The sequence below is a fragment of the Virgibacillus kekensis genome (assembly GCF_042654125.1).
In the GTDB taxonomy this organism is placed as follows: Bacteria; Bacillota; Bacilli; order Bacillales; family Amphibacillaceae; genus Lentibacillus; species Lentibacillus kekensis.
The window spans coordinates 29,794-51,975 of sequence record NZ_JBHSFU010000005.1; the positions used below are offsets into that span (position 1 = coordinate 29,794).

Consider the following 22,182-nt stretch of genomic DNA (forward strand, 5'->3'; position numbering starts at 1 on the left):
ATAAATGGAATTCAATAACACACTAATGGAGTCGCTGGGAATTGAAGTATCCTCACTCGATAAAAAACAAGTGGTAATGACAATGCCAGTGGATGAGCGAACACACCAGCCTGCGGGTTATCTGCACGGGGGTGCCAATGTAGCACTTGCTGAAACAGCTGCGAGTATTGGCGCGTATGTGAATGTGGACAGCGAAAAGTTCAACGTCTTCGGCATAGAAATTAACGCAAACCATGTTAAAAGTAAACGTGAAGGTACTGTAACAGCGAAGGCAACTCCAATCCACCATGGGAAGACAACCATGGTATGGGAAATCCGAATTGCGGACGAGGATGATGAGTTGATTTGCATTTCCAGGTGTACAATTGGTATTGTTCCCAAACGATAGGAGGGAGTAATTCCATGCTTTCAGAAGAGAAACTTAACTATTTTAGAGAAAAATTACTTCAAATGAAAGAAGAAAATGAAGAAAAAATTGAGAGCAACCAGGAAAACAGCCCAAACGATGCAACCGGCGAACTTGCCGATTATGATAACCACCCAGCAGACATGGGAACGGAACAATTTGAGCAGGAAATGAACGCCGGTCTGGATAACCGTAGAGAAGAACGGCTACGTGAAATTAATGATGCACTTGAACGTATAGAGAATGGGACTTATGGAATCAGTGAAAAATCAGGAAAACCAATACCAGAGGAACGGCTTGAAGTAATGCCCACTGCCCGTTACCTGGTTGAAGAAAAAGAATAGAAAAACGGCTGTTCATCGCTGAACAGCCGTTTTCTTATATTCAATCTGCTGCAAACTTGCTCTGTTGCTGTTCAATCCAAACTTTCATCTTTACGAATAATGGTATAAATAATAGACCTACTACTATTCCTTTAATCATATTAAACGGAAGAACTCCTGCAAATACTGCAAAAGTTTTTGCCGAGGTCTCTGCCATTTCTGGGAGACCGAGAAACCATGCATACACTGGAAGAATGACGTAAAAGTTCAGGACACTCATTCCAATTGTCATTATGACCGTCCCCGTAATTAACCCAAATACAAGGCCTTTTAATCCTTTGAATTTATGATACAACAGTGCCACAGGATAAATAAACATTACCCCGGCGACAAAGTTAGCCGTTACTCCTATTGGATCTCCCGAACCTGAAACGGCAAGATACAATAGATTTTTAACCGCTTCTACAATAACCCCTGCAACCGGTGAAAAGATCAGGGCAGCAATTAATGCCGGAACCTCACTGAAATCAATTTTCAGGTAAGGTGTGGGCAATAACGGAACCGGAAAATTTAAAAAGAACAGCACAAACGATATTGTTCCCATTAATGCCAAGACCACCAGCTTTAATAACCTCGACGGCTGTATTCCTTTATTCTGCATGATTGATATCCTCCTCCATCAATTTACCGATTCCAATCTCGTGATGAAGGATGAGCCTGATTTTTACTGAGAACCTTGCCTGAATTGCTTGTTAAGCATATAAAAAACCCCAAAACCTATACGTGGCTTCAGGGCGTGGTCCACCAGAAATAAAGGCGCAAAAAGCACCTGTATCAGCTCGGCATCTTCTCCCATCCAGACTTTAACTGTCGGTCCTGGAGTTACACCAGGTCAGCCTCCTTACTAATTATAAGGCGGGTCACGGACTTACAGCAGATTCTGCTGATTACCGTCGGTCGGGAATTGCACCCTGCCCCGAAGATGGAATCGATATAACATTGTACTATAAGTTTACCCGAATTTCCTTAAAACCGCAATTCAGGAAACTCAGTTATACTCCGTCAAGTTGTAGTTCTCAGCTTATTTCAAAAGTATTCCAAGCTCCTCGAGTTGAGCACAAGCCTTTTTCAATTGTTCCTCTGTAGCTGCCTCAATGGTATGCAAATGGACACCATTTGTAAGATCTGATAAGAGCGCTGCACCTGACTTTTTTAGATCCTTCACAAATTCATCGACTTCATGCCTGTTTTTGATCATCAGTGATCCTGTCAAATCTCCATAAATCGGATGCTCTACCATGACATTCTTTATTGTTACTCCATGATCTACTAATGTATATAATTCCGAAACTGTATCTTCGAGTCCGTGCGAAACGGCGATTACTCGTGTGAAACCCGAAGCGTCATTACCTTCCTTAAAAAGAATATATCCACGTGCAGTGGCAATAATAGGTTCGCCCTTAGCTTTTAACAGGGAAACGTCCTGAACAATTACCTGGCGGCTTACTCCCATATTTTCAGCAAGTTTCTTACCCGAGAGTGGGTCATTGCTTTTTTTTAACATAGATAAAATTAACTTTCTCCTTTTTGACCCTGTCACTTTGTCACCTGCAACCACGCCATTCACCCTCTTTCGTTATTCCTCTTCTCCTTCCATTATATCAAACATCCTTCTATGTAGGCCCCTCTTTTTAAATAGAGTCTTGATTAAAAAATTTACATATGTCATTATAGGTGTAAAGACACCTTTAGTCAGTCAAACGTTTTTATTTTTTTGGGTATTATGTTCACAATTTCACAAAAAGGGGTGGTATTTTGAAGAAAAGAAAAGCAAAAACAATATGGGGTTTGATGATTCCTGTCCTGATTATTTTGGCATATGTACTTCCATACACAGTACTTTCGGAAACGCAGGCCTGGTACGGCAGTTTCCTTATATGGGGAATGATCGGGGTTATCATCATAATCGCAAATTTATTCGTCACAAAAGATTGGGGGAAATAAATTGAGTACAAATCTGGTAGTTTGGGGAATTATTATTTATATTATTTTAGCAGTATCGGTGGCTTTTATGTCCAGGCAAGGAAAAAGTACTGACATGCCCGGATTTTTCCTTGGAGGACGTAACATGAACGGTATTCTTTCAGCGCTGAGCTATAGTGCGACTACATACAGCGCCTTCATGATGGTCGGCCTAGCGGGACTAACATATATGGGCGGAGTTGGCGCCCTTGGATTTGAGATTGTCTATTTCACCGGGGTATCACTGGTTGCGTTATTTGGACCGCGGTTCTGGCGCGCCGGTAAAGAGTTTGGCTATGTCTCTCCATCTGAAATGGTTGGTGATAGGTTCGAAAGCAAGACCGCCGCTGCCTCGATTTCTCTTGTCAGTTGTCTGTTTCTCATTCCCTATTGCGCTGTGCAGCTGGCCGGGGTTGGATATTTGCTGCAGGGCATAACAGATAACGCTATACCATTTACAACTGGTGTGATTATCGCAACTGTACTTGCACTGTTTTTTTCCTATGCTGCGGGCATCCGCTCTGTAGTTTGGACAGATTCACTTCAGGCAATTATTATGATTATTTCATCCACAATCGTCGTTATCCTTGTAATAAATGGGCTTGGCGGCTTCGGGCAGTTTTTTGAAACATTACAGTCTGACCACCCTGAATCGTTGTCCGTACCAGGGAATGGCTTCTTTGATTTTCTTACATTTCTCGGTCTTACATTACCGTGGTTCTTTTTCAGTTTATCTAATCCACAGGTAAGTCAACGCTTATTTATGCCTGCATCCCTTAAAGGTTTACGGCAAATGCTGATCGGGTTTCTGGTATTTGGTTTTATTTATACCTTTGTATCTGTTTTATGGGGTTTCTCTGCTATTCAGATGTTTGAGAGTCTATCGACAGCAGACTTGGCAACACCTAAATTATTATCATCTGATTTGGTGCCACCTTTTCTAGGAGTAATTGTTATGGTGGGGATTCTTGCTGCTGCAGTATCTACGATCGATTCAATAATGCTGACATTGGCTTCCATGTTTGCACGGGATGTATACGGGAACACGAAGAAAGCTCCGGATGATGCCAGCCAATTGAAGGTTGCAAAAATTGTGATTCCGGTTATTGCTGTTCTGGCTTTTGCATTTGCTGAACTTAAACTTGACCTTATAGCTGTCCTGTCAGTTGCCGCTTCTTCTGGGTTGATTGTTTCAGTTCCAGCTTTGTTTAGTACTTTCTTCTGGAGACGTGGGACAGCTGCTGGAGTAATTTCGAGTGTTTCAGTCGGCGCGTTAATCGTTCTTCTAATTGAATTTACCGGGGTAAAACCTCTTGGGCTTGCTGCTGGAATTTGGGGGCTACTACTATCCAGCTTGATTTTCGTGATAGTAAGCTTCATGACCAAAGCACCGAAAGAAAAGGCGGAAGTATTTGTAAACATTTTAAAAAGAGGAGAGAATAATGAAAATAAAATGTTAAATCACAAATAACTTGGCATTGGCCAAGAACATACAAAGGGGCTCAGTAATTCTCTGAGCCTTATTACTTTTTCACCAACTCGTTTGCAGCTGATTTATAGGAACCTCATCCCTCTATTTCCTCTAAAACTCCTTGTAAAAGCATGATTTCGGATCCTCGTTCCTCTATTTAACTTTTTGTCCTTCAAATTCTATCAAAATGGCGTACTTAGCGGAATCAGAATCAATTTCAGCCCTTATGGAACCACTTTTTCCCCCTTTTAACGGAATAAGGAACCACTTCCCTGTACTTTAGGATTCTCTATCCCTTATTTTACTATAATCTTCCTGTCTCAAAAAAAGCACCTCAGACCACAACGTCTGAGGTACGACTATAAATCAATCGTCAAGTGGATTCAGGCTCTCTTCACCAGTTAGCCCAGCAATCATAGATACCAATAGTTCAATTTCTTCATCGATATCTTTCAAACTGGAGGTTTCCACAGGTGAATGCATATATCTTAATGGAAGGGAAACAAGCGAAACCGGAACTCCACGACCAGTGAGACGCATTCTGTCAGCATCGGTCCCTGTCATTCTTGGTGTAAGTTCATACTGCACATTAATGGCTAATTTTCTTGCTGTTTTTTCAAGAAGTTTATTGATTTTGATATTGATTGGCGCACCTTTTGCTAATACAGGTCCCCCATCAAGCGTGACATCACCGTATTTGTTTTTATTAACACCAGGGTAATCAGTTGCAAATGTAACATCACACGCAATAGCTATCGTCGGTTCAATACCGGCAGCCGCAAAATAGGCTCCGCCCATATTCGTTTCCTCATTCACCGTACTTGCTGCATATACACCTACAGTACAGCCACGTTCTGCAAGCCGCTTCAATACTTCAGCAACGATGAAAGAGCCTGTCCGATTGTCAAGTCCCCTGCCGGATACATAGCGGTCCATCAGGATTTCCGGGGATGTTTTGTATACAGCCAGGTCACCAATCTGCACAAACCTCTCCGCCTCGTTCTTTGTCTTATATCCACAGTCAATGAACAGATCCTCAAGCCCGAAATCGTCTTTAAGCCCCCCATGATGCTGGGCATTAACACCAATTACCCCAGTGATTTCCCCATTTATACCCTGAACAGATACTTTCATCCCAACTGCCGCTTTAGGATTAATTCCGCCCATTTTATCAAAGTGAAGAAACCCTTTATCATCAATCCGGTTTATAACCAAAGCAATCTCATCACAATGACCGGCAAGTAGTACCTTGAACGGCGAGTCTGGATTTAATACACCAATGGCATTACCAGCATTATCTGTCTGTATTTGGTCTGCAAATTTCTCTACATACTTAATCCACTTTTTTTGAATCCTCACCTCGTCACTTGAAGGCGAAGGTGTATGAAGTAACTCCAGTAAGAAGTCCCTGTTAGCTTGTTCCATATAATTGCCTCCTTAAAAATCAATTAATTCAATGATAGCAAACTTTCGGGCAAAGGACACTTTTGTTTACGCGGATACCTATTTTGGGTAGACTCTATATGAATAAACCAAAGGAGCGTGCGGTAACAATGAACTTAAACCACTGGTATGAAAAAGCAGTGAATCCCGACACATATATTGAGTCGATGAACCAGCATAAAGCTAGCCTTTTACATATTTATGATGAATTCACCCCTCCTGAGGATACCGACTTTTTTGAAAAGCTGGCAGAAAAGAACTTGCGGGTGATTGTCCTGACAGAGGACTGGTGCGGTGATGCCATGCTAAATATCCCTATTCTGATTAGGCTTGCAGAACAGGCGAGAATGAGTGTACGTATGCTTTTACGTGATGAGAATCTCGAACTGATGGATCAGTACCTGACAAACGGGAAGTCCCGATCCATCCCTATATTCATTTTTATTGATGAAGCAGGGAATGAGATTGCCAAATGGGGGCCTCGTGCGAAGACAATTCAGGAGTTTGTTGATAACTCCAGAAATAACCTTCCATCAAAAGAAGCGGAAGACTATGAGGAAAAATCAAAAGAAATGTTTATGTTTATGACTAAGTCTTATCGTGATAACACAGACTTTTGGAAAGAAGTTTATAACAGCCTAAAAAAAACGCTGCAGAAAACACTTTAACCCTCCAACAAAGGTGGGTTATTATGTATAGACACTAAGTATTAAAGCCTATACTGTATTAAAAAAGGTGTACGTATAATGAATATCGAAACATTTAAGCATATCTATTTCCGGCTTCCAACCATCGTAAGGTTATTATTGACCATTCTTTTTGTAATGGTGCTTTTTGGCGTAACGATTCACATAATTGAACCTGACGAGTTTCCATCTATATTCGACGGTATCTGGTGGGCATTCGTCACCGGCGCAACGGTTGGATATGGCGATTATGTCCCCTTAACCCCGGTTGGAAGAATCATCGGTATTTTACTGATTCTTTCAGGAGGTGGTCTCCTGACCTTTTATATCGCCACTCTCTCTGCCGCAACAGTGGACCATGAGCGTGATTTATCCAAAGGTAAGGTTTCATTTAAGGGGAACAACCATATCATCATTGTTGGATGGAACGAACGAACAAGACAACTCGTCCAGATGATTAACTCAAAAGATAACACCATAGAGATGGTTCTAATTGACCGTTCACTAGACCACTTGCCATATAAGCACTTCCCAGTCCATTTTATACACGGAGATCCCAGTGAAGATGCAACCCTTGTTCAGGCTAATGTGGAGAAAGCAGCATCGGTTATGATCACATCGGACATAACAAAAACAGAACGGCAGGCAGATATCGCCACGATACTTGCTATCATCGCAATCAGGGGGAATAACCCCGTCGTACCCATTAATGCTGAAATATTGTCCCTGACCCAGGCAGATAATGCAATTCGGGCGGGGGCCGATACGATAATAAGTTCGAATGACTTTATGAGCACTTTATTTTACCATGAACTGTTTCATAACGAGGATACCAAACCATTTGATTCGATTTTACATTTACTGAACAACCAACAGTTTGTCAACTTGCCCGTACCGGAACAATTAGTAAACAAATCGTTTAAAGAGGCGTCCATATTTTTCCTGAACAAACGTGAACTTCTTACAGGGGTGATTCGGGATAATGAGTGGATCATGAATCCGGTGAATGATTTCCAAATTAAAGAAAAGGATACTTTAATAACATTAACTGCCTGGAAGTAGAAGTTTCTCTACGTCCCTCAGGTAGTTTTTCCCTTTATGAATGTACTCTTCAGGCACTTCAGCATCAGGGTTCTCAGGTGTTTGAAACTGGTCCACTGCGCCACGGAATGCGCCACCAAGCCCTTCATCGTCATACCCTTTTTTATATTCATGCGCCAAAATAAACGGTTGGTCTACTCTCACCGTTACTCCCGGATAATCAAGTGACCCAGCTACGGCATAAAAAGGTATACGCAGGAAATAGTAAACGCCCTCGTCATCAATTTTCAGGTCAAAATATCCTTTTTCATAGTCCCAGTTGGATCCTATCACAAATCCCTGTGGTTTCAGCATTTCCTCGAGTACATAAAGCGGATAAATCTTGTTCTCTATTTTCGATTCCAGCGGTACCAAATGAACCATCCCTTCCATTTGTTTTCCCTTATTTTTTGCCTGATTCGCGAATTTATGCTAAAATATTTTATTGTGTAAAAAGAAATAGAATCGAATAAGTTATAGGAGTTGTTCAGCATGACAGACAAGTTTGAAACTGGTCAGGTATTAGAAGGAAAGGTAACAGGCATTCAACCATACGGTGCATTCGTCGCTTTGGACGATGAAGTACAAGGTTTAGTGCATATTTCAGAAATCACACATGGATATGTAAAAGATATTAATGAACATCTTTCAGTTGGCGATGAAGTTAAAGTAAAAGTCCTCAACGTGGATGAAGCAAAAAATAAAGTTTCTCTATCCATCCGTGCAACCGAAGAAGCGCCGAAAGCTCGAACAAAACCTCAGAAAAATAACGCACCAAAGCAGCAACAACAGGATAATTCAAATGCTGGCTTCAACACGCTAAAAGACAAGCTGGAAGAATGGATTGAACAATCAGAAGGAAATTATAAGAAATAAAGCTGAAAAGAGGCTTCTCATATACTGAGCAAGCCTCTTTTGCTTAAGTATCTGTACGCGCCTCGTGTTCGCGGCTGTTGGCATCAGCAAATGCTTCATCTGGCTTAAACAGCAAGGCCAGGTTTACAAGACCTGCTATACCCACCAGCGTGTAAATAACACGTGCAAACGCACCACTTTGTTCGCCGCCACCAAAAACAGCTGCGACTAAGTCAAACTGAAATAATCCGATAAGTCCCCAATTAATCGCGCCGATTACAGTTAACGCCAGGCAAAATCTTTGAACTCCACTCATTCCATTCACCTCCTTAGACAATCTTCTCCCCTATTTTCTCACCAAAATAAAAATTTATACTTCATTCTTGATTTAAAAACTTCACTTCGGTAAAGTGAACATGAACCATTTTACCAAGGAGGATGCTATGACACACGTTAACTTTTCATACAATAAAGCACTTGGCTTTTTTGAGGATAATGAACTCAATCATTTAAATGAATTTATAAGTATAGCACACCAGGAACTACATAATAAAACCGGTGCCGGTAATGAGTTTCTTGGATGGGTTGATCTCCCGGAAGCATATGATAAAGAGGAATTTTCACGTATTAAATCTGCTGCAGATAAAATCAGGAAAGACTCGGATGTACTTCTCGTTATCGGTATCGGCGGATCATACCTTGGGGCACGGGCAGCAATTGAAATGCTTACCCATTCTTTCCAGAACGTTTTGTCCAAAGAAGACAGAAATGCACCCCAGGTTATTTTTGTGGGTCATCATTTAAGCTCCACTTACATGAGTGATTTGTTTGATGTTTTGGAAGGAAAAGATGTTTCCATCAATGTTATTTCCAAAAGTGGAACAACAACCGAACCAGCAATCGCCTTCCGTATCTTCCGAAAATACCTCGAAGAAAAATATGGTAAAGAGGAAGCAAAAGAGCGAATTTACGCAACAACTGACAAAGAAAAAGGTGCTTTAAAAACGGTTGCTGACAAAGAAGGTTATGAAACATTCGTCATTCCGGATGATGTTGGTGGGCGTTATTCCGTCCTGACAGCTGTCGGGCTCCTACCAATTGCGGTCAGTGGTATCTCAGTTGATGATATGATGCTGGGAGCAGCCACCGCCATGAATGAACTGGCTGAACCATTATTAGAGAAAAATCCGGCATATCAGTATGCTGCTGTCCGAAACATCCTATATAACAAGGGCAAGACTACTGAGGTTCTTGTTAATTATGAGCCGCACCTTCAATATTTTTCCGAATGGTGGAAACAGCTTTTCGGGGAAAGTGAAGGAAAAGATCAAAAAGGATTGTTCCCGGCGTCGGTGAACTTTACATCAGACCTCCACTCTATGGGACAGTACATTCAGGATGGCCGACGTAATCTGTTCGAGACTGTGCTTCATGTGAAAAAATCGAGAAAGGACCTTACACTTGAATCAGACAGTCAGAATGCAGATGGGCTAAATTATCTTGCGGGGAAAACAATTCATGAAATTAATGACAAAGCCTTCGAGGGTACCCTTCTTGCACACACGGACGGAGAGGTTCCAAATTTGGTGGTATCCCTTCCTGAACTTGATGCATACACATTTGGATATATGGTCTATTTCTTCGAGAAGGCCTGCGCAATCAGCGGTTATCTTCTTGGGGTGAATCCATTCGACCAACCAGGTGTAGAGGCATACAAGAAAAACATGTTTGCCTTACTCGGTAAGCCTGGATTTGAAGAAGAAAAAAAGAAATTGGAAGACCGGTTAAAGTAAAAATTAAATTTTGTTAAAAAAAATTACCAAAAGATGTTTATATTTTTTAGGACGGGGTAATACTTAAAATGTAAGACTTTCTCGTATTCCCCCTGTAAGCAAAGCGTACATATAAGCGCTTTGCTTTTTTTTTGCCTTTTTTCCGATATAATGAAAACATGATTACAAGGAGGTTCTGCAATGGGATTATTTGATACAATATATAACCGCAAAAATACCCGCTCTGTTAAATGGGATCTGCTAAAGCCCATTTTCCAGACCGATGATGTGCTCCCAATGTGGGTTGCTGATATGGACTTTAAGGCTCCAGAAGCTGTTAACGATGCACTTAAAGCACGGGCAGACCATGGCATTTACGGATACACCATTGTTGATGAGGATGTTAAAAGTTCTGTAGGGAACTGGATAAAGAACCGGCATGATTGGGAAGTTGATCAAAACTGGCTTTCTTTTAGCCCTGGTGTGGTGACCAGCATTAATATGGCCATACAGGCGTTTACAGAGCCTGAAGAGAAAGTGTTAATCCAAACACCAGTTTATACGCCATTTTACAGCGCGATTAATAACCATAATCGTGAACTCGTAAAAAACCCACTTTTGAAAAAAGATAATTATTATCATATTGATTTCAATGACTTTGAGGAAAAGCTCCAACAGGGTGTCAAACTGTTCATATTATGTTCGCCCCATAACCCTGTTGGACGAGTGTGGACAAAAGAAGAACTTGAGGAAATGGGCAGACTTTGTATGAAGTATGATGTTCTGATTGTTTCCGATGAAATTCATGCGGACCTAGTATACCCGGGCGTGAAGCATATACCAATAGCTACGGTATCACAGGAAGTTGCTGATCAGACAATCACCTGCATGTCACCGTCCAAAACCTTTAATCTAGCTGGGTTGCAGGCATCCTATATTATTACACCAGATAAGAAAAAGCGTGATGCCCTTAACGAGCACCTGGGCAAACAGGGACACCACATTCTCAATATGATGGGAAACACGGCGATGGAAGCAGCCTATTTGCAAGGTGCCGAATGGCTGGATGAACTGAGAAGTGTGCTCCAGGATAATAAAGATTATGTAACAAAAATGCTGGCTGAACAAACCAGTGAATTAGAAGTAACAAAAACCGAGGGAACATACCTTCTTTGGATAGACTGCAGTAAATTGAATATGAACAGTAAAGAACTGAAGAAATTCATGATAGAAGAGGCACGCGTGGGCTTAAATGGTGGAGCTGAATATGGTGAAGAAGGCGAAACTTATATGCGTATGAACATCGCCTGCCCACGCCAGACACTGGAAGAAGGCGTGCAACGAATAATTAATGCAGTAAATAACAGATAAAAAAAGAGCTTTTGCAGCAATTGCTGTAGAAGCTCTTTTCGGATTGTCTATTCTTTCTGTTTTTCGTTAAATTTCGTGGGATCTGTCGGTGTTTTCTTGGCAGCATCTTTATCTTTCGGTATTATTCCGCAGGCTATTCGTGCACCCGAATTACCACCTGGCTGACTGACGCCATCATCCATATTTTCATGGATAACCAGCGAGGTTCCTTCCTCTTTTAAGAGTGACTTCTTCCCTTCTTTCAGGGTTGCTCCGGCGAGCATCAGTTCAGCTTTTACCAGTCCCCCACTGTCCGCTTCGATATTCGGAAGGTCTCCTAAATGTGCCCCTTTTGGATGCATGAGTCCGTGTTCTTTTCCGTCTGGGTTAAAATGACTGCCAGCACTGACAAAATCCGGTCCTTCGCATTCGGGATACTCGTGAACATGGATTCCATGAAATCCTGGCGCGAGTCCTTCAAGCTTCAGCTTAACCTGTACTCCCTCAGGTCGCTCACTGAGTTTCGCTGTTCCAATCATATCACCAGTTGAATTATACATTTCAACAGTACGAGTCGTTTCCTCATCTGCTTGACACGCACCAAGAATCAATAATAAAGCAATAAAAAGTACCCTCATTCTTGCAGCTCCTTTACAGATGCTTTATCAATAAGTATCTGCAAAAGGGTTAAAAATAAACGGACCTTCTAATCAGAAGATCAGCTCTCATTCCTGTCGCTTGTATGCTGTTGAAATTTTTCATCAAACTTTTCTGCTTCTTTTTTTGACGTTTTATAGAACCAGTACATTACTGCAGCAGCGCCAATCATAAAAATAATCAGCGTTATGACTGCTGGAATATACTCTGTTTTGTCTTCCGGGAAGTACAAAAATTCCATCATAACTGCTCACATCCTTACCTTGTATTATACCATTTTCACCCCCGCTTCTAAAACAACTGACCTAAATAATTGCCGAATCGTTCACATATTTGGCACAATGGTAATAAGGGAGGCTGATTTAATGGCGAACATTACAGTTGGAGAGGTTGTCCGCGCACATTATAATTCCGGAAAATACATAGGTGAAGTGGTCGAAGACAGAGGCGACCGCTTTTTGATAAAGGTATTGGCAGTTCAAAAGCATCCGATGCAGGGAGATCTTCACAATCCTGGTGAGGTGGAAGGGGTATTTTTTCATGAGCGAAAAGCACTTGCCCGTAATGAAAAAATGAATGTAAAAAAACCTGCTGTTCACCCTTACGAAGGAGAAATTCCGGATTACCGGGAATCCCTGATGTCCGCAATAGAAAAATTAAAGCAAAAGCTTACACTAAAGGATTCGGAATTTAACCAAAAAGCATTGGAGAAACTCGAAGAATTGGAAACAAACGACTACGGAAAGAGTTATTATAAGTGAACAATTTATTAAAAGAGGCTGGGTCAAAACTAAAACTTTGCTTTCCAGAGACGAACGAATAAGGATGAAAGCTTTTAAAGTTACCCTTTTATAATTGGATTTTATTTCACAGTTGATATAAAATGCGAACTAACAGCATAGTTTCCCAAGTAGCAGCTTATTGATTTCCGCTCCGGGCAGTCGCTTTCACCAATCCGGGTGCAAGTCCAACATCTGTTCAAGCTAAAGTTTTCACAGTGTTTCCTTTGCCGCTGGGCAACGCTTCAACTTCCTCGGAAGGAAAGCACTTCCTGCGGGTTTTTCATCTGTTGCTGTTCCCGCAGGAGGCGACTTCCCTACGCTACAATCAAACTCATATTAGCGGAAGCAATACGCGTAGACTCCTGCGGAAAAACGAGCCTAAGAGACCCCACAGGGAGCGGTTTTTGCGACCGAGGAGGCTCGTGGGGAGTCCGCGGAAAGCGAAGTGTATTGCTGGAGCGAATCTTAGGCTATTGTTTGCAGTTTATAAATTATACGAAGGCATGCTAACATGAAATCCGAACTATCTTATAGTTCGGATTTCATGTTACTAATACACTGTTGTCCCAGCCTCTTTTTTCACACAGTGGGAACCTTTAAGTTCTTCTTTTTCTTTTCCGGTTTCCCGTATATCTTGGTAGTGAGTTTTGGTGCGTAGTTGAACAGAATCATTCCAATAAAGGCAGCTACCACTATATAAACACCGCTAAAAATTTTAATGGAGCCAACTGCTATTGCCGCAATAACCACGGAAAATTCACCACGGGCACAAATTGAAAGGCCTGCCCGGAATGACACACGCTTTGATAATCCGTAAAGTCTTCCGCCAATAATACCGACTAACACCTTCGCAATCACAGACCAGATGATCAGCACGATCAGCAGTACAGGCATCGGTACTCCTTCACCCAGGCTGACGGTTGTCCCAAAATAAACAAAGAATGTAGGAAGCAGAAGATCTTTGATTGGTGATACAGTAGTCTCCACTCGCTCTATGCGGCCAATCTCAGCCAGCATGACTCCGGCTAGAAATGCGCCAAGTACTTCGGATAAGCCCAGATAAAGAGCGAGTCCTCCATACCCCATTGCTAAACCAACCAGTAAAGCGATTTTAAAGTCTTCATCTTCAATTCGCGCAAGAAAATCCTCGAATTCTTTGAAGAGTGTTTTGCCTAATAGAATTGCAACTGCCATCATTGCAATGATTTTGCCAAGCAATATTAGTAACTCCGTGCCACCGAAAGCACCCCCTGCACTCATGGCAATTAATACAGCCACTACAATTGGTGCGACAAGATCTTCGAATATCAATATACCAAGAATATACTCGGTTTCAGCATTGGCCATCCTGCCCTGGTCATCGAGCAGTTTTGCGGTAATGGAAGAACTGGTCGCATATGTAATACCACCAATCAAAAAGGCGGTGAACCAGTCCAGTCCGAACGCCACCGTGATCAGCATGGATACCACCAAACTCAGGAAGACATCCAGCAGGCCGGCACTCCATATTTTTTTGGCAATATCCCCAAGCCGTTTAGTACTGAATTCTAAACCTAGTAAGAAGAAAAGGAGAACAATTGCAACTTCACTGGAAAAATGCAGAATCTTATTATGGTCAAGCACCCCAGCAAGTGCAACACCAAACAAAATATATAAAATAACATTCGGAAACCTTGTCCGGAATCCGATGAATCCCAGTACAAATATCCCTAATAAAACTGCGCCCCCGCCAAGTAAAGCAGGAAAGTCATGTAACAAAAGGCATCACACCTCGCCCTTACAAAGTTTGGAGAGGTTCGAAATTTGATCTTCTTTTCCCACAGACATGAGAATATCGCCAGGCACCAACACTGTGTCCGCCTCCGGGATCGCTGTAACATCATCCCCATGGACAATTCCGATGATCGTGGCGCCGGTCCTGTTACGGACATCTGATTCCTCAATTGTTTTATTTGCAAGGATGGAGGACTCCTCCAATGTAATATAATCAATAATAATTTGTCGTTTAAACATACGCATTTTATCGATGCCAACCGGCTGATACGTTGCACCGAGAAGTTGTGCAGCAATCTCCCTTGTCTCATCAGGAGTCAAATCCATTGCAAAATCCGCCTCTTCACTATCGGCATCATCAAAAAAGTATAACTCTCTTTTACCAGTATGGTGGACGATAATAACGAGCATATCGTCCTCAGCCGTCTTCATAGAGATTTTCTGGCCGATTCCAGGAAGCTGCGAAACAGTGATTTTCATTTTTTTCACCTCGTCAGAATAATTGATATTACTATATGTATAGAAGGAAGCAATTGTACATTAACAATTGCTCCCCCGAAAGAAAAAGCTAGAGCATGGCATCTCTAGCTGTATGAATTATTCACCTAAGTGTTCTTTGATTACTTCAGACACACCATTCAATGCTTCCTCTTCATCACTGCCTGTCGCTGATACTTTAATTTCTGCACCTTTTGGAATCCCAAGTGACATTACACCCATAATGGATTTTAGGTTAACACTTTTTCCGTTATAAGAAACTTCAACTTCTGATTCAAATTGTCCTGCCTTATTTACTAATAGGGTCGCCGGACGGGCATGTACCCCGGTTTCCGCTGTGATTGTAAATGTTTTTTCCTGCATTATGATTCATCCTTCCACCAATTATTTCCTTGATAGTGCGTGTCCTGCAATATTGCATACGTATAATTATATACAATTTTTCTGCTGATTGAAACAAAAAAGCAGTGAATCCTGTGACAAATTGAGGAATAGTTGTTTTTACCTAATTGTTGTGATAACGTTACTTTGTATAATTACCCAATATAGGAGGAAGTATCCGTATGAGTGTACATATTGGCGCTGAAAAAGGCGACATAGCTGATAAAATTCTATTACCAGGTGACCCATTACGGGCACAATTCATCGCAGAAAATTTTATGGAAAACGTGAAACAATATAATAAAGTCCGGGGAATGAATGGATATACTGGCACATATAAGGGGGAAAGAATCTCTGTCCAGGGAACTGGGATGGGTGTTCCGTCCATTTCTATCTATGCCAATGAATTAATGCAGAGTTATGATGTTCAGAAACTGATACGCGTGGGAACATGTGGAGCAATTCAGAAAGATGTGAAAGTCCGTGACGTCATTCTCGCTCAAGGAGCTACTACCGACTCACAGATGAACCGCATGATTTTCAAAGGGATTGACTACGCTCCATTGGCTGATTTTGAACTACTTCGAAAAGCTTACGATATTGGTACAGATAAAGGGCTAAAATTAAGAGTCGGTAATGTATTTACAAGTGATACATTCTATCGTGATGATGCAAAAGAAATAAATGAACTGCTGGCAGCCTACAAAGTACTCGCAGTCGAGATGGAAACAACAGCATTATATACTCTTGCTGCAAAGTTTGACCGTCAGGCATTATCAATCCTCACCGTTTCTGATCACATTCTGACTGGAGAGGAAACTACTGCGGAAGAACGTCAAACAACATTTAAGGAAATGATGGAAATTGCGCTTGATGCAGCAATTCAATAACTTACCACTTGCAGTCTTTCTTAGGAAAGGCTGTTTTTTCACCTTGATTGTAAACCATATTATAAAATCAGTTGACAATAGTGTTGCAATCCATATATTATCATAGAGAAAGGAGCGATTATTTTGAAAAAACTACGACCAATTGATCTTACATTTGGTGCGGTCTTTGTATGCCTGATGGCTGTTGGTGCCAATATAACTGTATGGTTCCCAATGTTGGCAGTCCCAATCGGCGGAGCGGCCGTTCCTCTATCACTGCAAACTTTTTTTGCCATTATTGCTGGACTTATGCTCGGAAAAAAACTTGGGGTCATTTCCATGATTACGTATATCCTTGTTGGAGTAGCAGGTGTACCGGTATTTGCCCAGCTTAGCGCAGGGCCTATGGCACTTGTTTCACCAACCGGAGGATTTATTATTTCTTTTGTATTTATCGCCTTTTTTGTCGGTTTAGTAGCAGAACTCACTAAAAAGCCGAATATCCCGGTCTACATAGTTGCGGCTCTTATCGGCCTGGTGATGAACTATGGAATCGGTGTAACCTATATGTATTTGGCAATGAATACATGGCTTGAGCTTCACGTTTCCTATTCAGCAGCCTGGATTGGCATGATTCCTTTTCTTATTAAGGATACTGCCCTTGCATGTATGGCTGCCGTATTTATGGTCAGCCTGGCAAAACGAGTTCCATCCCGTTGGACCTCAGTAGCTCGGGCATAAAATTAATATTCACAGTGATAACACAATAGTATAATACTTTCATTTCCGCCAAGGATATCCATGTGGGATATCCTTTTTGTTTTAGCAGGAAAATCCTACGGGTATATGTTAAAATGACATATCATTAGTCAGATGCTAATACTATATTTTTGAAGGTACTGCAACAGAGAGGATGTTCGTGAATTCATGGATTTCTTTACAAACTTTCCATTATGGGCAGCATTCGCAGCGATAATTTTCGCCCAGGTAGTTAAAATCCCTATTAGACTAATTGTGACCCGAGAGTTTAAACCAGGACTAGCATTCAGTACCGGTGGAATGCCCAGCAGTCATTCAGCCGCAGTCGCCGCCTTGACTACGGGAGTTGGGATTACCGACGGTGTTACCTCAACCATATTTGCAGTCGCCACGATTTTCAGTGTAATCATTATGTTTGATGCTTCCGGAGTTCGCAGACAGGCGGGTGAGCAGGCAATTGTACTTAATCGCCTGGTTAAAGACTTTCAGTACTTTATGGACGAAGCAAAAGAGTGGAATAAGAAAGAGGAAATGGAAAAGCGACAGGAATTAAAAGAGTTACTTGGGCACCAGCCGATAGAGGTGTTTTTCGGTGGCCTCTCAGGAGTTGCAATAGCCTTCCTGATGTATCAGCTATATTAGAATAGAAGCTAATTCCATGTAAAAAGACGTTCCTCCTAGTATGAGGAACGTCTTCTTTTAGCTTTCGATAATCTCATCTCTGAATACCTGCAACGCTTCATTACTGTTCAGCTTAATAAGCTGTTCTTCAGTAAGATTGCCATCACCGCGTTCAATAACGTATACTTTCACCTGTCTTTTACCCCACTGGGAATAGACATCTTCGACGGTTTCATAGTATAAATCAATTTTGTTTCCGTTAATCGCTCCGCCTTTGTCGGCAACCACCCCGAATCCATAATCAGGAATAAATAGAATGGTTCCAATCGGGTAGACACTTAAGTCTGCTGCAATAGTAGAATAGACATCTCGCTTAACCTTTACACCAGAATAAGTAATTCCGTACTGCGGGTGATCTTGGGTCTTCCCAGTTGATTCGTATCCAGCCGTATATCCTGTTGCTACCACAGTATCACTCGGATATTGTTCCAGATTGAGATATTCCTTCAGTGTCGCTGGACCTTCAATTTGCTCACTGGATATATATCTTTTCTGCTGTTCAACATAATTCAGGCCTTTCTTTTTAAGCGCCGTTTCCTTATACTCAGCAGAATTACCCGTATAGCTCGCGGAACTGTAAATCTCCTCGGAAACCCATGCTTTAACGTCAGTGACAGTCAGATTGGAAATAGACGATAACGTTGCAATAAATGCGGCCAGAAACAACAATGACATTCCTGTTCTACGTAAGATTTTGATTTTTTTCATTGATAACACCTCTCTGGATGTCATCATTTCCAATCTAGTAAGTTTTTATTCAAAATTTACTATTAAAACATGCGGTAACCGCTCTTTCGGAGGAATTTTATAACAATTCCGGAAACGATTGTACCTGCAAATCCAGCTCCGAGAATGCTGATGTCGGCAGCTGTTATCTTGCTTAATTCATCGAATGCTTTTGAAAAAGACGCCCCTAGATCTGTAAAATAATTCCATGTGGATATATTATCAACAATCATCAATACTATAAATGGATAAATAATTGCCATAAGCCATGTCCGTCTCAACAGCATATTTAATATAAACGCCAGACCAAAGAATATGACAAAAAACAATAATATCGAAATTATAAACTGAATCAACGCCGTATCTCCCCTCAGTAAATCTTACATACAAAGACCATTTTATTATTAATAGTAGAAAAAAGCAAAGGCGGAAATGCCTCTGCTTTTAATAGAATATATTGAATTTCCCTTTTTTCATCAGCAATCCGATACCACCCAATTTAAGCAGATAACGATTATCGATGATTTTTTTCATAACTGTGGCATTAAAGCCAAAGAGTTTCCGGTCGTTCATAACAACACCTATCGCATCGTTATGTCCAAGGGATGCTACCGTTCCCAGTATCTTTGGTTCAAATGTTTCTAGTTCTTCATGGCCTTCAACGAGTGCTTTAATGTTGTGCGCAACTACGTCTGACTCTTGGATAGCAATCTGCGCGGTCGGAGGATATGGGCGTCCTGTTTCTTCATTCATAATTAAAGCACAGTCGCCAATTACAAACACATCATCATATTCAGGTGCGCGCATGTCGGTACGAACTTCCACTTTACCGCGGTTGGTCTCAAACCCTGATTCTTCGACGAGGGAGTTTGCTTTGACCCCAGCGGCCCAGACGGTTGTACAAGCATGAATTTCTTCAATCTTACCGTCTTTTTCATATACCACACCATCTGGCTTACATTCCTTCAGCATAGCCCCTGTAATAAATTCGACCCCACGTGCTTCCAACGAATTCATCGCATATTCCACTAGTTGCGGATCAAATCCAGGTAATACTGATGGCGACCCCTCAATATTTATGACACGTACCAATGCTTTATCCACATCATATTCTTCACATAGTTCAGGAATCCGGTTGGCAAGTTCACCAAGAAATTCAATCCCAGTGAAACCTCCACCACCTACTACTATATTGATTCGTCCTTGATTATTCCCCTCACTGTGGTACATAGCAAAGTTATATTCAATATGCTCCCTAATCAAGCGGGCATTGTTGAGGTTGGTGATTGAAAATGCATTTTCATCAAGCCCCGGAATGCCGAATGTAGCAGATTCAAATCCGAGCCCAATGACAAGAATATCGTACTCAAGTACTCCATTCTCCAGCTTAACCTTCTTGTTTTCAGGTTTTATTGCTACCACGGTATCCTCTACAAAGTTGATTTTTGTGGTATCTAAGACTTCCTTGATCGGAATACGGGTGCGTTCTGGTGAAAGTGTACCCGCAGCATTTTCATGCAGCCATGTTGTCTGATAATGATAATCGTGTTTATTAACAAGCGTAATTGCTGCATTATTGATGTGAAGTGATTTCTGCAACTTTACCGCAGTCATCATTCCCCCATATCCTGCACCTAAAATAACGATATTTGGTTTCTTCATTCCCCATCACTTCCATTTTTTTATTTAAGAGCGATCATTTTAATCACGTATGTGACTTATTTCACGTATAAAGACATAAAAAAAGCACTGATTTCAACTATGTAATTTTTGTTACACAAATGTAATATAAATACCTATTGACTATATTAGACTTTTTTTCGACAAATTTCAACCTTATTTTTTCATAGAATTAGAGATAATCCAAAAAAAAGCACTGTGTCCATCGTTACACATACGCTATTTGTTTATGCTATGATAGGAATGGTGCAAAACATGACAACGATAAATGGGGGAATTTCCATGTCAGATAAAATATATGATGTAACAATTATCGGCGCTGGCCCAACCGGTCTGTTTACGGCATTTTATGGCGGAATGCGGCAGGCAAGCGTTAAAATAATTGAAAGTTTACCACATACGGGCGGACAACTAACCGCTCTTTATCCCGAGAAGTATATATATGATGTTGCAGGTTTTCCGAAGGTCCGTGCACAGGATCTAGTGGACAATCTTGAGGAACAGGCAAAGATGTTTGATCCTACAATCGTTTTGGGACAATCGATAACCGATGTCGAACGTTTGGAAGACGGGACATTCAAACTTACTTCTAACACAGAAACGCACTACACCAAAACTATCATTATTACAGCCGGAAATGGTGCGTTCCAGCCACGTCGCTTAGGTGTGGGGGAATCGGAAAAGTTTGAGGGAAACAACCTTCATTACCACGTAAAAGATATGAATCAATACAAAGATCAAAACGTTATGCTGCTTGGTGGCGGGGATTCAGCAGTTGACTGGGCCCTTATGCTTGAACCGATTGCAAAAAAAGTAAGTCTCGTTCACCGTCGTGATAAATTCCGTGCCCATGAAAGCAGTGTCGAAAAGCTGATGGATTCTAATGTCGATGTGTTGACGCCGTTTGTTCCAACTGATGTGCATGGTACCGAGAGGATTACTCATGTAACACTTGAGGAAGTTAAAGGTGATAGGAAAATGGAAGTTGAAGTCGACTCTGTACTCTGTAACTATGGATTCATTTCAACGCTAGGGCCAATCAAGGATTGGGGTCTTGAAATAGAAAAAAATAGTATCGTTGTAAATTCCAAAATGGAGACGAATATACCAGGCATATACGCTGCCGGCGATATTACAACGTATCCAGGTAAGGTTAAACTGATTGCCACAGGGTTCGGGGAAGGACCTACTGCAATTAACAACGCAAAACAATATATCGATCCAAAAGCACGTATACAACCAAAACACTCAACGAGTATGTTTTAAATTGTTAAAAACTGTCACTCAGGATACTGGATCCTAATGTGACAGCTTTTTTTAGTGAAATAGCCGGATGTTCAGTGATTTTCGCCTGATTCGCGTGCTAATTCGCCGGAATCACTTCAATTTTCGCCGGATTCTACCTGAAAATCGCCGGATAAGCGCTTGACTTCCCTCAATAATCTTCTTGCAGAAACAAATCTCAGCCCAAAAAAACTGGAGTGCCTCATCAGCGCTCCAGTTTTTTCGTTAACATTTTTCTGGTATACCTTCCCTCTCTTTTGCTTTAAAGGAAGATCCGCAACCACAGGAAACAATCGCGTTTGGATTGTCAATACTGAAGCCGCCACCCATCATGTTCTGTTTAAAATCAATCTTAGTTCCTTCGATAATAGGTGCATCCTGCTTATTGATAACAACTGGAATACCGTTAATCTCATCAACCATATCCAGTTCTTCATTAACATCGTAATCGAACCCTAAAGAATAAGATAATCCACTGCAACCTCCACCTTTAATCCCAAAGCGGAGACGGACACCTTCTTCTTCTGCCTTCATCATTTCTCTTACCTGGCCTGCAGCCTCTTCTGTGACCGTAATAACCATCTTAATGTCCTCCTCTTTACTCACAAATTTCCTTGAGTTGACTGTTTCTGAGAAAACTTACCATACGGAAAGCCTCTCGATGCGATGGACTTATTATTTTCC

At 41.4% G+C, this 22,182-nt stretch carries 28 protein-coding genes and 1 riboswitch; of the genes, 14 read left to right on the forward strand and 14 right to left on the reverse strand.

The window, feature by feature from the left end:
- Positions 1 to 4 precede the first annotated feature (4 nt).
- Positions 5 to 388 carry a hotdog fold thioesterase gene (locus tag ACFO3D_RS10350; RefSeq protein WP_390295593.1) on the forward strand — a complete coding sequence of 128 codons (384 nt, stop codon included), beginning with the start codon at positions 5 to 7 and terminating at the stop codon, positions 386 to 388.
- Between the two features lie 14 nt (positions 389 to 402).
- Entirely contained in the window at positions 403 to 750 is a 348-nt protein-coding gene (locus ACFO3D_RS10355) for a TraR/DksA C4-type zinc finger protein (RefSeq protein ID WP_390295595.1), read from the forward strand.
- 40 nt (positions 751 to 790) lie between these two features.
- Here the strand turns inward: ACFO3D_RS10355 and ACFO3D_RS10360 are convergent, their stop codons facing one another.
- The gene (locus tag ACFO3D_RS10360; protein ID WP_390295597.1) at positions 791 to 1,390 is read right to left on the reverse strand and encodes an ECF transporter S component; all 600 of its coding nucleotides are present in this window, start codon (positions 1,388 to 1,390) and stop codon (positions 791 to 793) included.
- A gap of 179 nt (positions 1,391 to 1,569) precedes the next feature.
- Positions 1,570 to 1,717, reverse strand: a riboswitch (FMN riboswitch).
- 93 nt (positions 1,718 to 1,810) lie between these two features.
- Positions 1,811 to 2,347: a transcription repressor NadR gene (locus ACFO3D_RS10365; protein WP_390295599.1), complete on the reverse strand. Its 537-nt coding sequence runs from the start codon at positions 2,345 to 2,347 to the stop codon at positions 1,811 to 1,813.
- Between the two features lie 197 nt (positions 2,348 to 2,544).
- On the opposite strand from ACFO3D_RS10365, the gene ACFO3D_RS10370 reads away from it, so the two are divergent.
- Positions 2,545 to 2,733, forward strand: a complete 189-nt coding sequence (locus ACFO3D_RS10370; RefSeq protein ID WP_390295602.1) for a hypothetical protein — start codon at positions 2,545 to 2,547, stop codon at positions 2,731 to 2,733.
- Position 2,734: 1 nt separating this feature from the next.
- Positions 2,735 to 4,222 (forward strand): sodium:solute symporter family protein, encoded by a 1,488-nt coding sequence (locus ACFO3D_RS10375; protein WP_390295604.1) that lies wholly within the window; start codon positions 2,735 to 2,737, stop codon positions 4,220 to 4,222.
- 366 nt (positions 4,223 to 4,588) lie between these two features.
- On the opposite strand, the gene ACFO3D_RS10380 is transcribed toward ACFO3D_RS10375, so the two are convergent.
- Positions 4,589 to 5,647: a M20/M25/M40 family metallo-hydrolase gene (locus ACFO3D_RS10380; protein ID WP_390295606.1), complete on the reverse strand. Its 1,059-nt coding sequence runs from the start codon at positions 5,645 to 5,647 to the stop codon at positions 4,589 to 4,591.
- A 128-nt stretch (positions 5,648 to 5,775) separates the two neighbouring features.
- Here ACFO3D_RS10380 and ACFO3D_RS10385 point away from each other — a divergent pair, with 128 nt between their 5' ends.
- Together ACFO3D_RS10385 and ACFO3D_RS10390 are read left to right on the forward strand one after the other, a co-directional pair.
- Entirely contained in the window at positions 5,776 to 6,333 is a 558-nt protein-coding gene (locus ACFO3D_RS10385; protein WP_390295825.1) for a thioredoxin family protein, read from the forward strand.
- A gap of 78 nt (positions 6,334 to 6,411) precedes the next feature.
- Positions 6,412 to 7,413 (forward strand): potassium channel family protein, encoded by a 1,002-nt coding sequence (locus ACFO3D_RS10390; RefSeq protein ID WP_390295608.1) that lies wholly within the window; start codon positions 6,412 to 6,414, stop codon positions 7,411 to 7,413.
- Here the strand turns inward: ACFO3D_RS10390 and ACFO3D_RS10395 are convergent.
- Positions 7,396 to 7,824 carry a YugN family protein gene (locus ACFO3D_RS10395; RefSeq protein WP_390295610.1) on the reverse strand — a complete coding sequence of 143 codons (429 nt, stop codon included), beginning with the start codon at positions 7,822 to 7,824 and terminating at the stop codon, positions 7,396 to 7,398. The two genes, ACFO3D_RS10390 and ACFO3D_RS10395, sit on opposite strands and share 18 nt — an antisense overlap.
- Positions 7,825 to 7,923: 99 nt before the next feature.
- Between ACFO3D_RS10395 and yugI the strand changes: the two genes are divergently transcribed.
- Positions 7,924 to 8,307, forward strand: coding sequence for a S1 domain-containing post-transcriptional regulator GSP13 (yugI, locus tag ACFO3D_RS10400; protein WP_390295612.1), 384 nt, complete (start codon positions 7,924 to 7,926; stop codon positions 8,305 to 8,307).
- Between the two features lie 43 nt (positions 8,308 to 8,350).
- Here yugI and ACFO3D_RS10405 read toward each other — a convergent pair whose 3' ends face one another.
- Entirely contained in the window at positions 8,351 to 8,602 is a 252-nt protein-coding gene (locus tag ACFO3D_RS10405) for a DUF378 domain-containing protein (RefSeq protein ID WP_390295827.1), read from the reverse strand.
- A 127-nt stretch (positions 8,603 to 8,729) separates the two neighbouring features.
- Here ACFO3D_RS10405 and ACFO3D_RS10410 point away from each other — a divergent pair, with 127 nt between their 5' ends.
- Complete coding sequence (locus ACFO3D_RS10410; protein ID WP_390295614.1) at positions 8,730 to 10,079, forward strand: glucose-6-phosphate isomerase; 1,350 nt, start codon at positions 8,730 to 8,732, stop codon at positions 10,077 to 10,079.
- Positions 10,080 to 10,259: 180 nt separating this feature from the next.
- Positions 10,260 to 11,429: a MalY/PatB family protein gene (locus ACFO3D_RS10415; protein ID WP_390295616.1), complete on the forward strand. Its 1,170-nt coding sequence runs from the start codon at positions 10,260 to 10,262 to the stop codon at positions 11,427 to 11,429.
- A 47-nt stretch (positions 11,430 to 11,476) separates the two neighbouring features.
- On the opposite strand, the gene ACFO3D_RS10420 is transcribed toward ACFO3D_RS10415, so the two are convergent.
- A complete protein-coding gene (locus ACFO3D_RS10420) occupies positions 11,477 to 12,046 on the reverse strand; it encodes a superoxide dismutase family protein (protein ID WP_390295618.1) in 570 nt (189 codons plus the stop codon).
- 80 nt (positions 12,047 to 12,126) lie between these two features.
- Positions 12,127 to 12,309: a hypothetical protein gene (locus ACFO3D_RS10425; RefSeq protein ID WP_390295621.1), complete on the reverse strand. Its 183-nt coding sequence runs from the start codon at positions 12,307 to 12,309 to the stop codon at positions 12,127 to 12,129.
- 121 nt (positions 12,310 to 12,430) lie between these two features.
- On the opposite strand from ACFO3D_RS10425, the gene kapB reads away from it, so the two are divergent.
- On the forward strand, positions 12,431 to 12,826 hold the full coding sequence (gene kapB / locus ACFO3D_RS10430; protein ID WP_390295623.1) for a kinase-associated lipoprotein KapB: 396 nt from the start codon (positions 12,431 to 12,433) through the stop codon (positions 12,824 to 12,826).
- A gap of 600 nt (positions 12,827 to 13,426) precedes the next feature.
- Here kapB and ACFO3D_RS10435 read toward each other — a convergent pair.
- The 3 genes from ACFO3D_RS10435 to ACFO3D_RS10445 form a co-directional block, all read right to left on the reverse strand.
- On the reverse strand, positions 13,427 to 14,605 hold the full coding sequence (locus ACFO3D_RS10435; RefSeq protein WP_390295625.1) for a cation:proton antiporter: 1,179 nt from the start codon (positions 14,603 to 14,605) through the stop codon (positions 13,427 to 13,429).
- A 6-nt stretch (positions 14,606 to 14,611) separates the two neighbouring features.
- Positions 14,612 to 15,100 carry a cation:proton antiporter regulatory subunit gene (locus ACFO3D_RS10440; RefSeq protein ID WP_390295627.1) on the reverse strand — a complete coding sequence of 163 codons (489 nt, stop codon included), beginning with the start codon at positions 15,098 to 15,100 and terminating at the stop codon, positions 14,612 to 14,614.
- A 117-nt stretch (positions 15,101 to 15,217) separates the two neighbouring features.
- On the reverse strand, positions 15,218 to 15,481 hold the full coding sequence (locus tag ACFO3D_RS10445; RefSeq protein ID WP_390295630.1) for a phosphocarrier protein HPr: 264 nt from the start codon (positions 15,479 to 15,481) through the stop codon (positions 15,218 to 15,220).
- A 200-nt stretch (positions 15,482 to 15,681) separates the two neighbouring features.
- Here ACFO3D_RS10445 and deoD point away from each other — a divergent pair, with 200 nt between their 5' ends.
- From deoD to ACFO3D_RS10460, 3 genes are all read left to right on the forward strand, one after another.
- Positions 15,682 to 16,389, forward strand: coding sequence for a purine-nucleoside phosphorylase (gene deoD / locus ACFO3D_RS10450; protein WP_390295632.1), 708 nt, complete (start codon positions 15,682 to 15,684; stop codon positions 16,387 to 16,389).
- A gap of 123 nt (positions 16,390 to 16,512) precedes the next feature.
- The gene (locus ACFO3D_RS10455) at positions 16,513 to 17,109 is read left to right on the forward strand and encodes a biotin transporter BioY (RefSeq protein WP_390295634.1); all 597 of its coding nucleotides are present in this window, start codon (positions 16,513 to 16,515) and stop codon (positions 17,107 to 17,109) included.
- A gap of 186 nt (positions 17,110 to 17,295) precedes the next feature.
- Positions 17,296 to 17,769 (forward strand): divergent PAP2 family protein, encoded by a 474-nt coding sequence (locus tag ACFO3D_RS10460; RefSeq protein WP_390295636.1) that lies wholly within the window; start codon positions 17,296 to 17,298, stop codon positions 17,767 to 17,769.
- Positions 17,770 to 17,826: 57 nt separating this feature from the next.
- On the opposite strand, the gene ACFO3D_RS10465 is transcribed toward ACFO3D_RS10460, so the two are convergent.
- The 3 genes from ACFO3D_RS10465 to ACFO3D_RS10475 all read right to left on the reverse strand — a co-directional run bounded on the left by ACFO3D_RS10465 (position 17,827) and on the right by ACFO3D_RS10475 (position 20,196).
- Entirely contained in the window at positions 17,827 to 18,516 is a 690-nt protein-coding gene (locus ACFO3D_RS10465; protein ID WP_390295638.1) for a 3D domain-containing protein, read from the reverse strand.
- Positions 18,517 to 18,578: 62 nt separating this feature from the next.
- On the reverse strand, positions 18,579 to 18,890 hold the full coding sequence (locus ACFO3D_RS10470; protein WP_390295640.1) for a YuiB family protein: 312 nt from the start codon (positions 18,888 to 18,890) through the stop codon (positions 18,579 to 18,581).
- Between the two features lie 88 nt (positions 18,891 to 18,978).
- A complete protein-coding gene (locus ACFO3D_RS10475; RefSeq protein ID WP_390295643.1) occupies positions 18,979 to 20,196 on the reverse strand; it encodes an NAD(P)/FAD-dependent oxidoreductase in 1,218 nt (405 codons plus the stop codon).
- A gap of 300 nt (positions 20,197 to 20,496) precedes the next feature.
- On the opposite strand from ACFO3D_RS10475, the gene ACFO3D_RS10480 reads away from it, so the two are divergent.
- The gene (locus tag ACFO3D_RS10480; RefSeq protein ID WP_390295645.1) at positions 20,497 to 21,480 is read left to right on the forward strand and encodes an NAD(P)/FAD-dependent oxidoreductase; all 984 of its coding nucleotides are present in this window, start codon (positions 20,497 to 20,499) and stop codon (positions 21,478 to 21,480) included.
- 243 nt (positions 21,481 to 21,723) lie between these two features.
- On the opposite strand, the gene ACFO3D_RS10485 is transcribed toward ACFO3D_RS10480, so the two are convergent.
- The gene (locus ACFO3D_RS10485) at positions 21,724 to 22,080 is read right to left on the reverse strand and encodes a HesB/IscA family protein (protein ID WP_390295647.1); all 357 of its coding nucleotides are present in this window, start codon (positions 22,078 to 22,080) and stop codon (positions 21,724 to 21,726) included.
- Positions 22,081 to 22,182 lie beyond the last annotated feature (102 nt).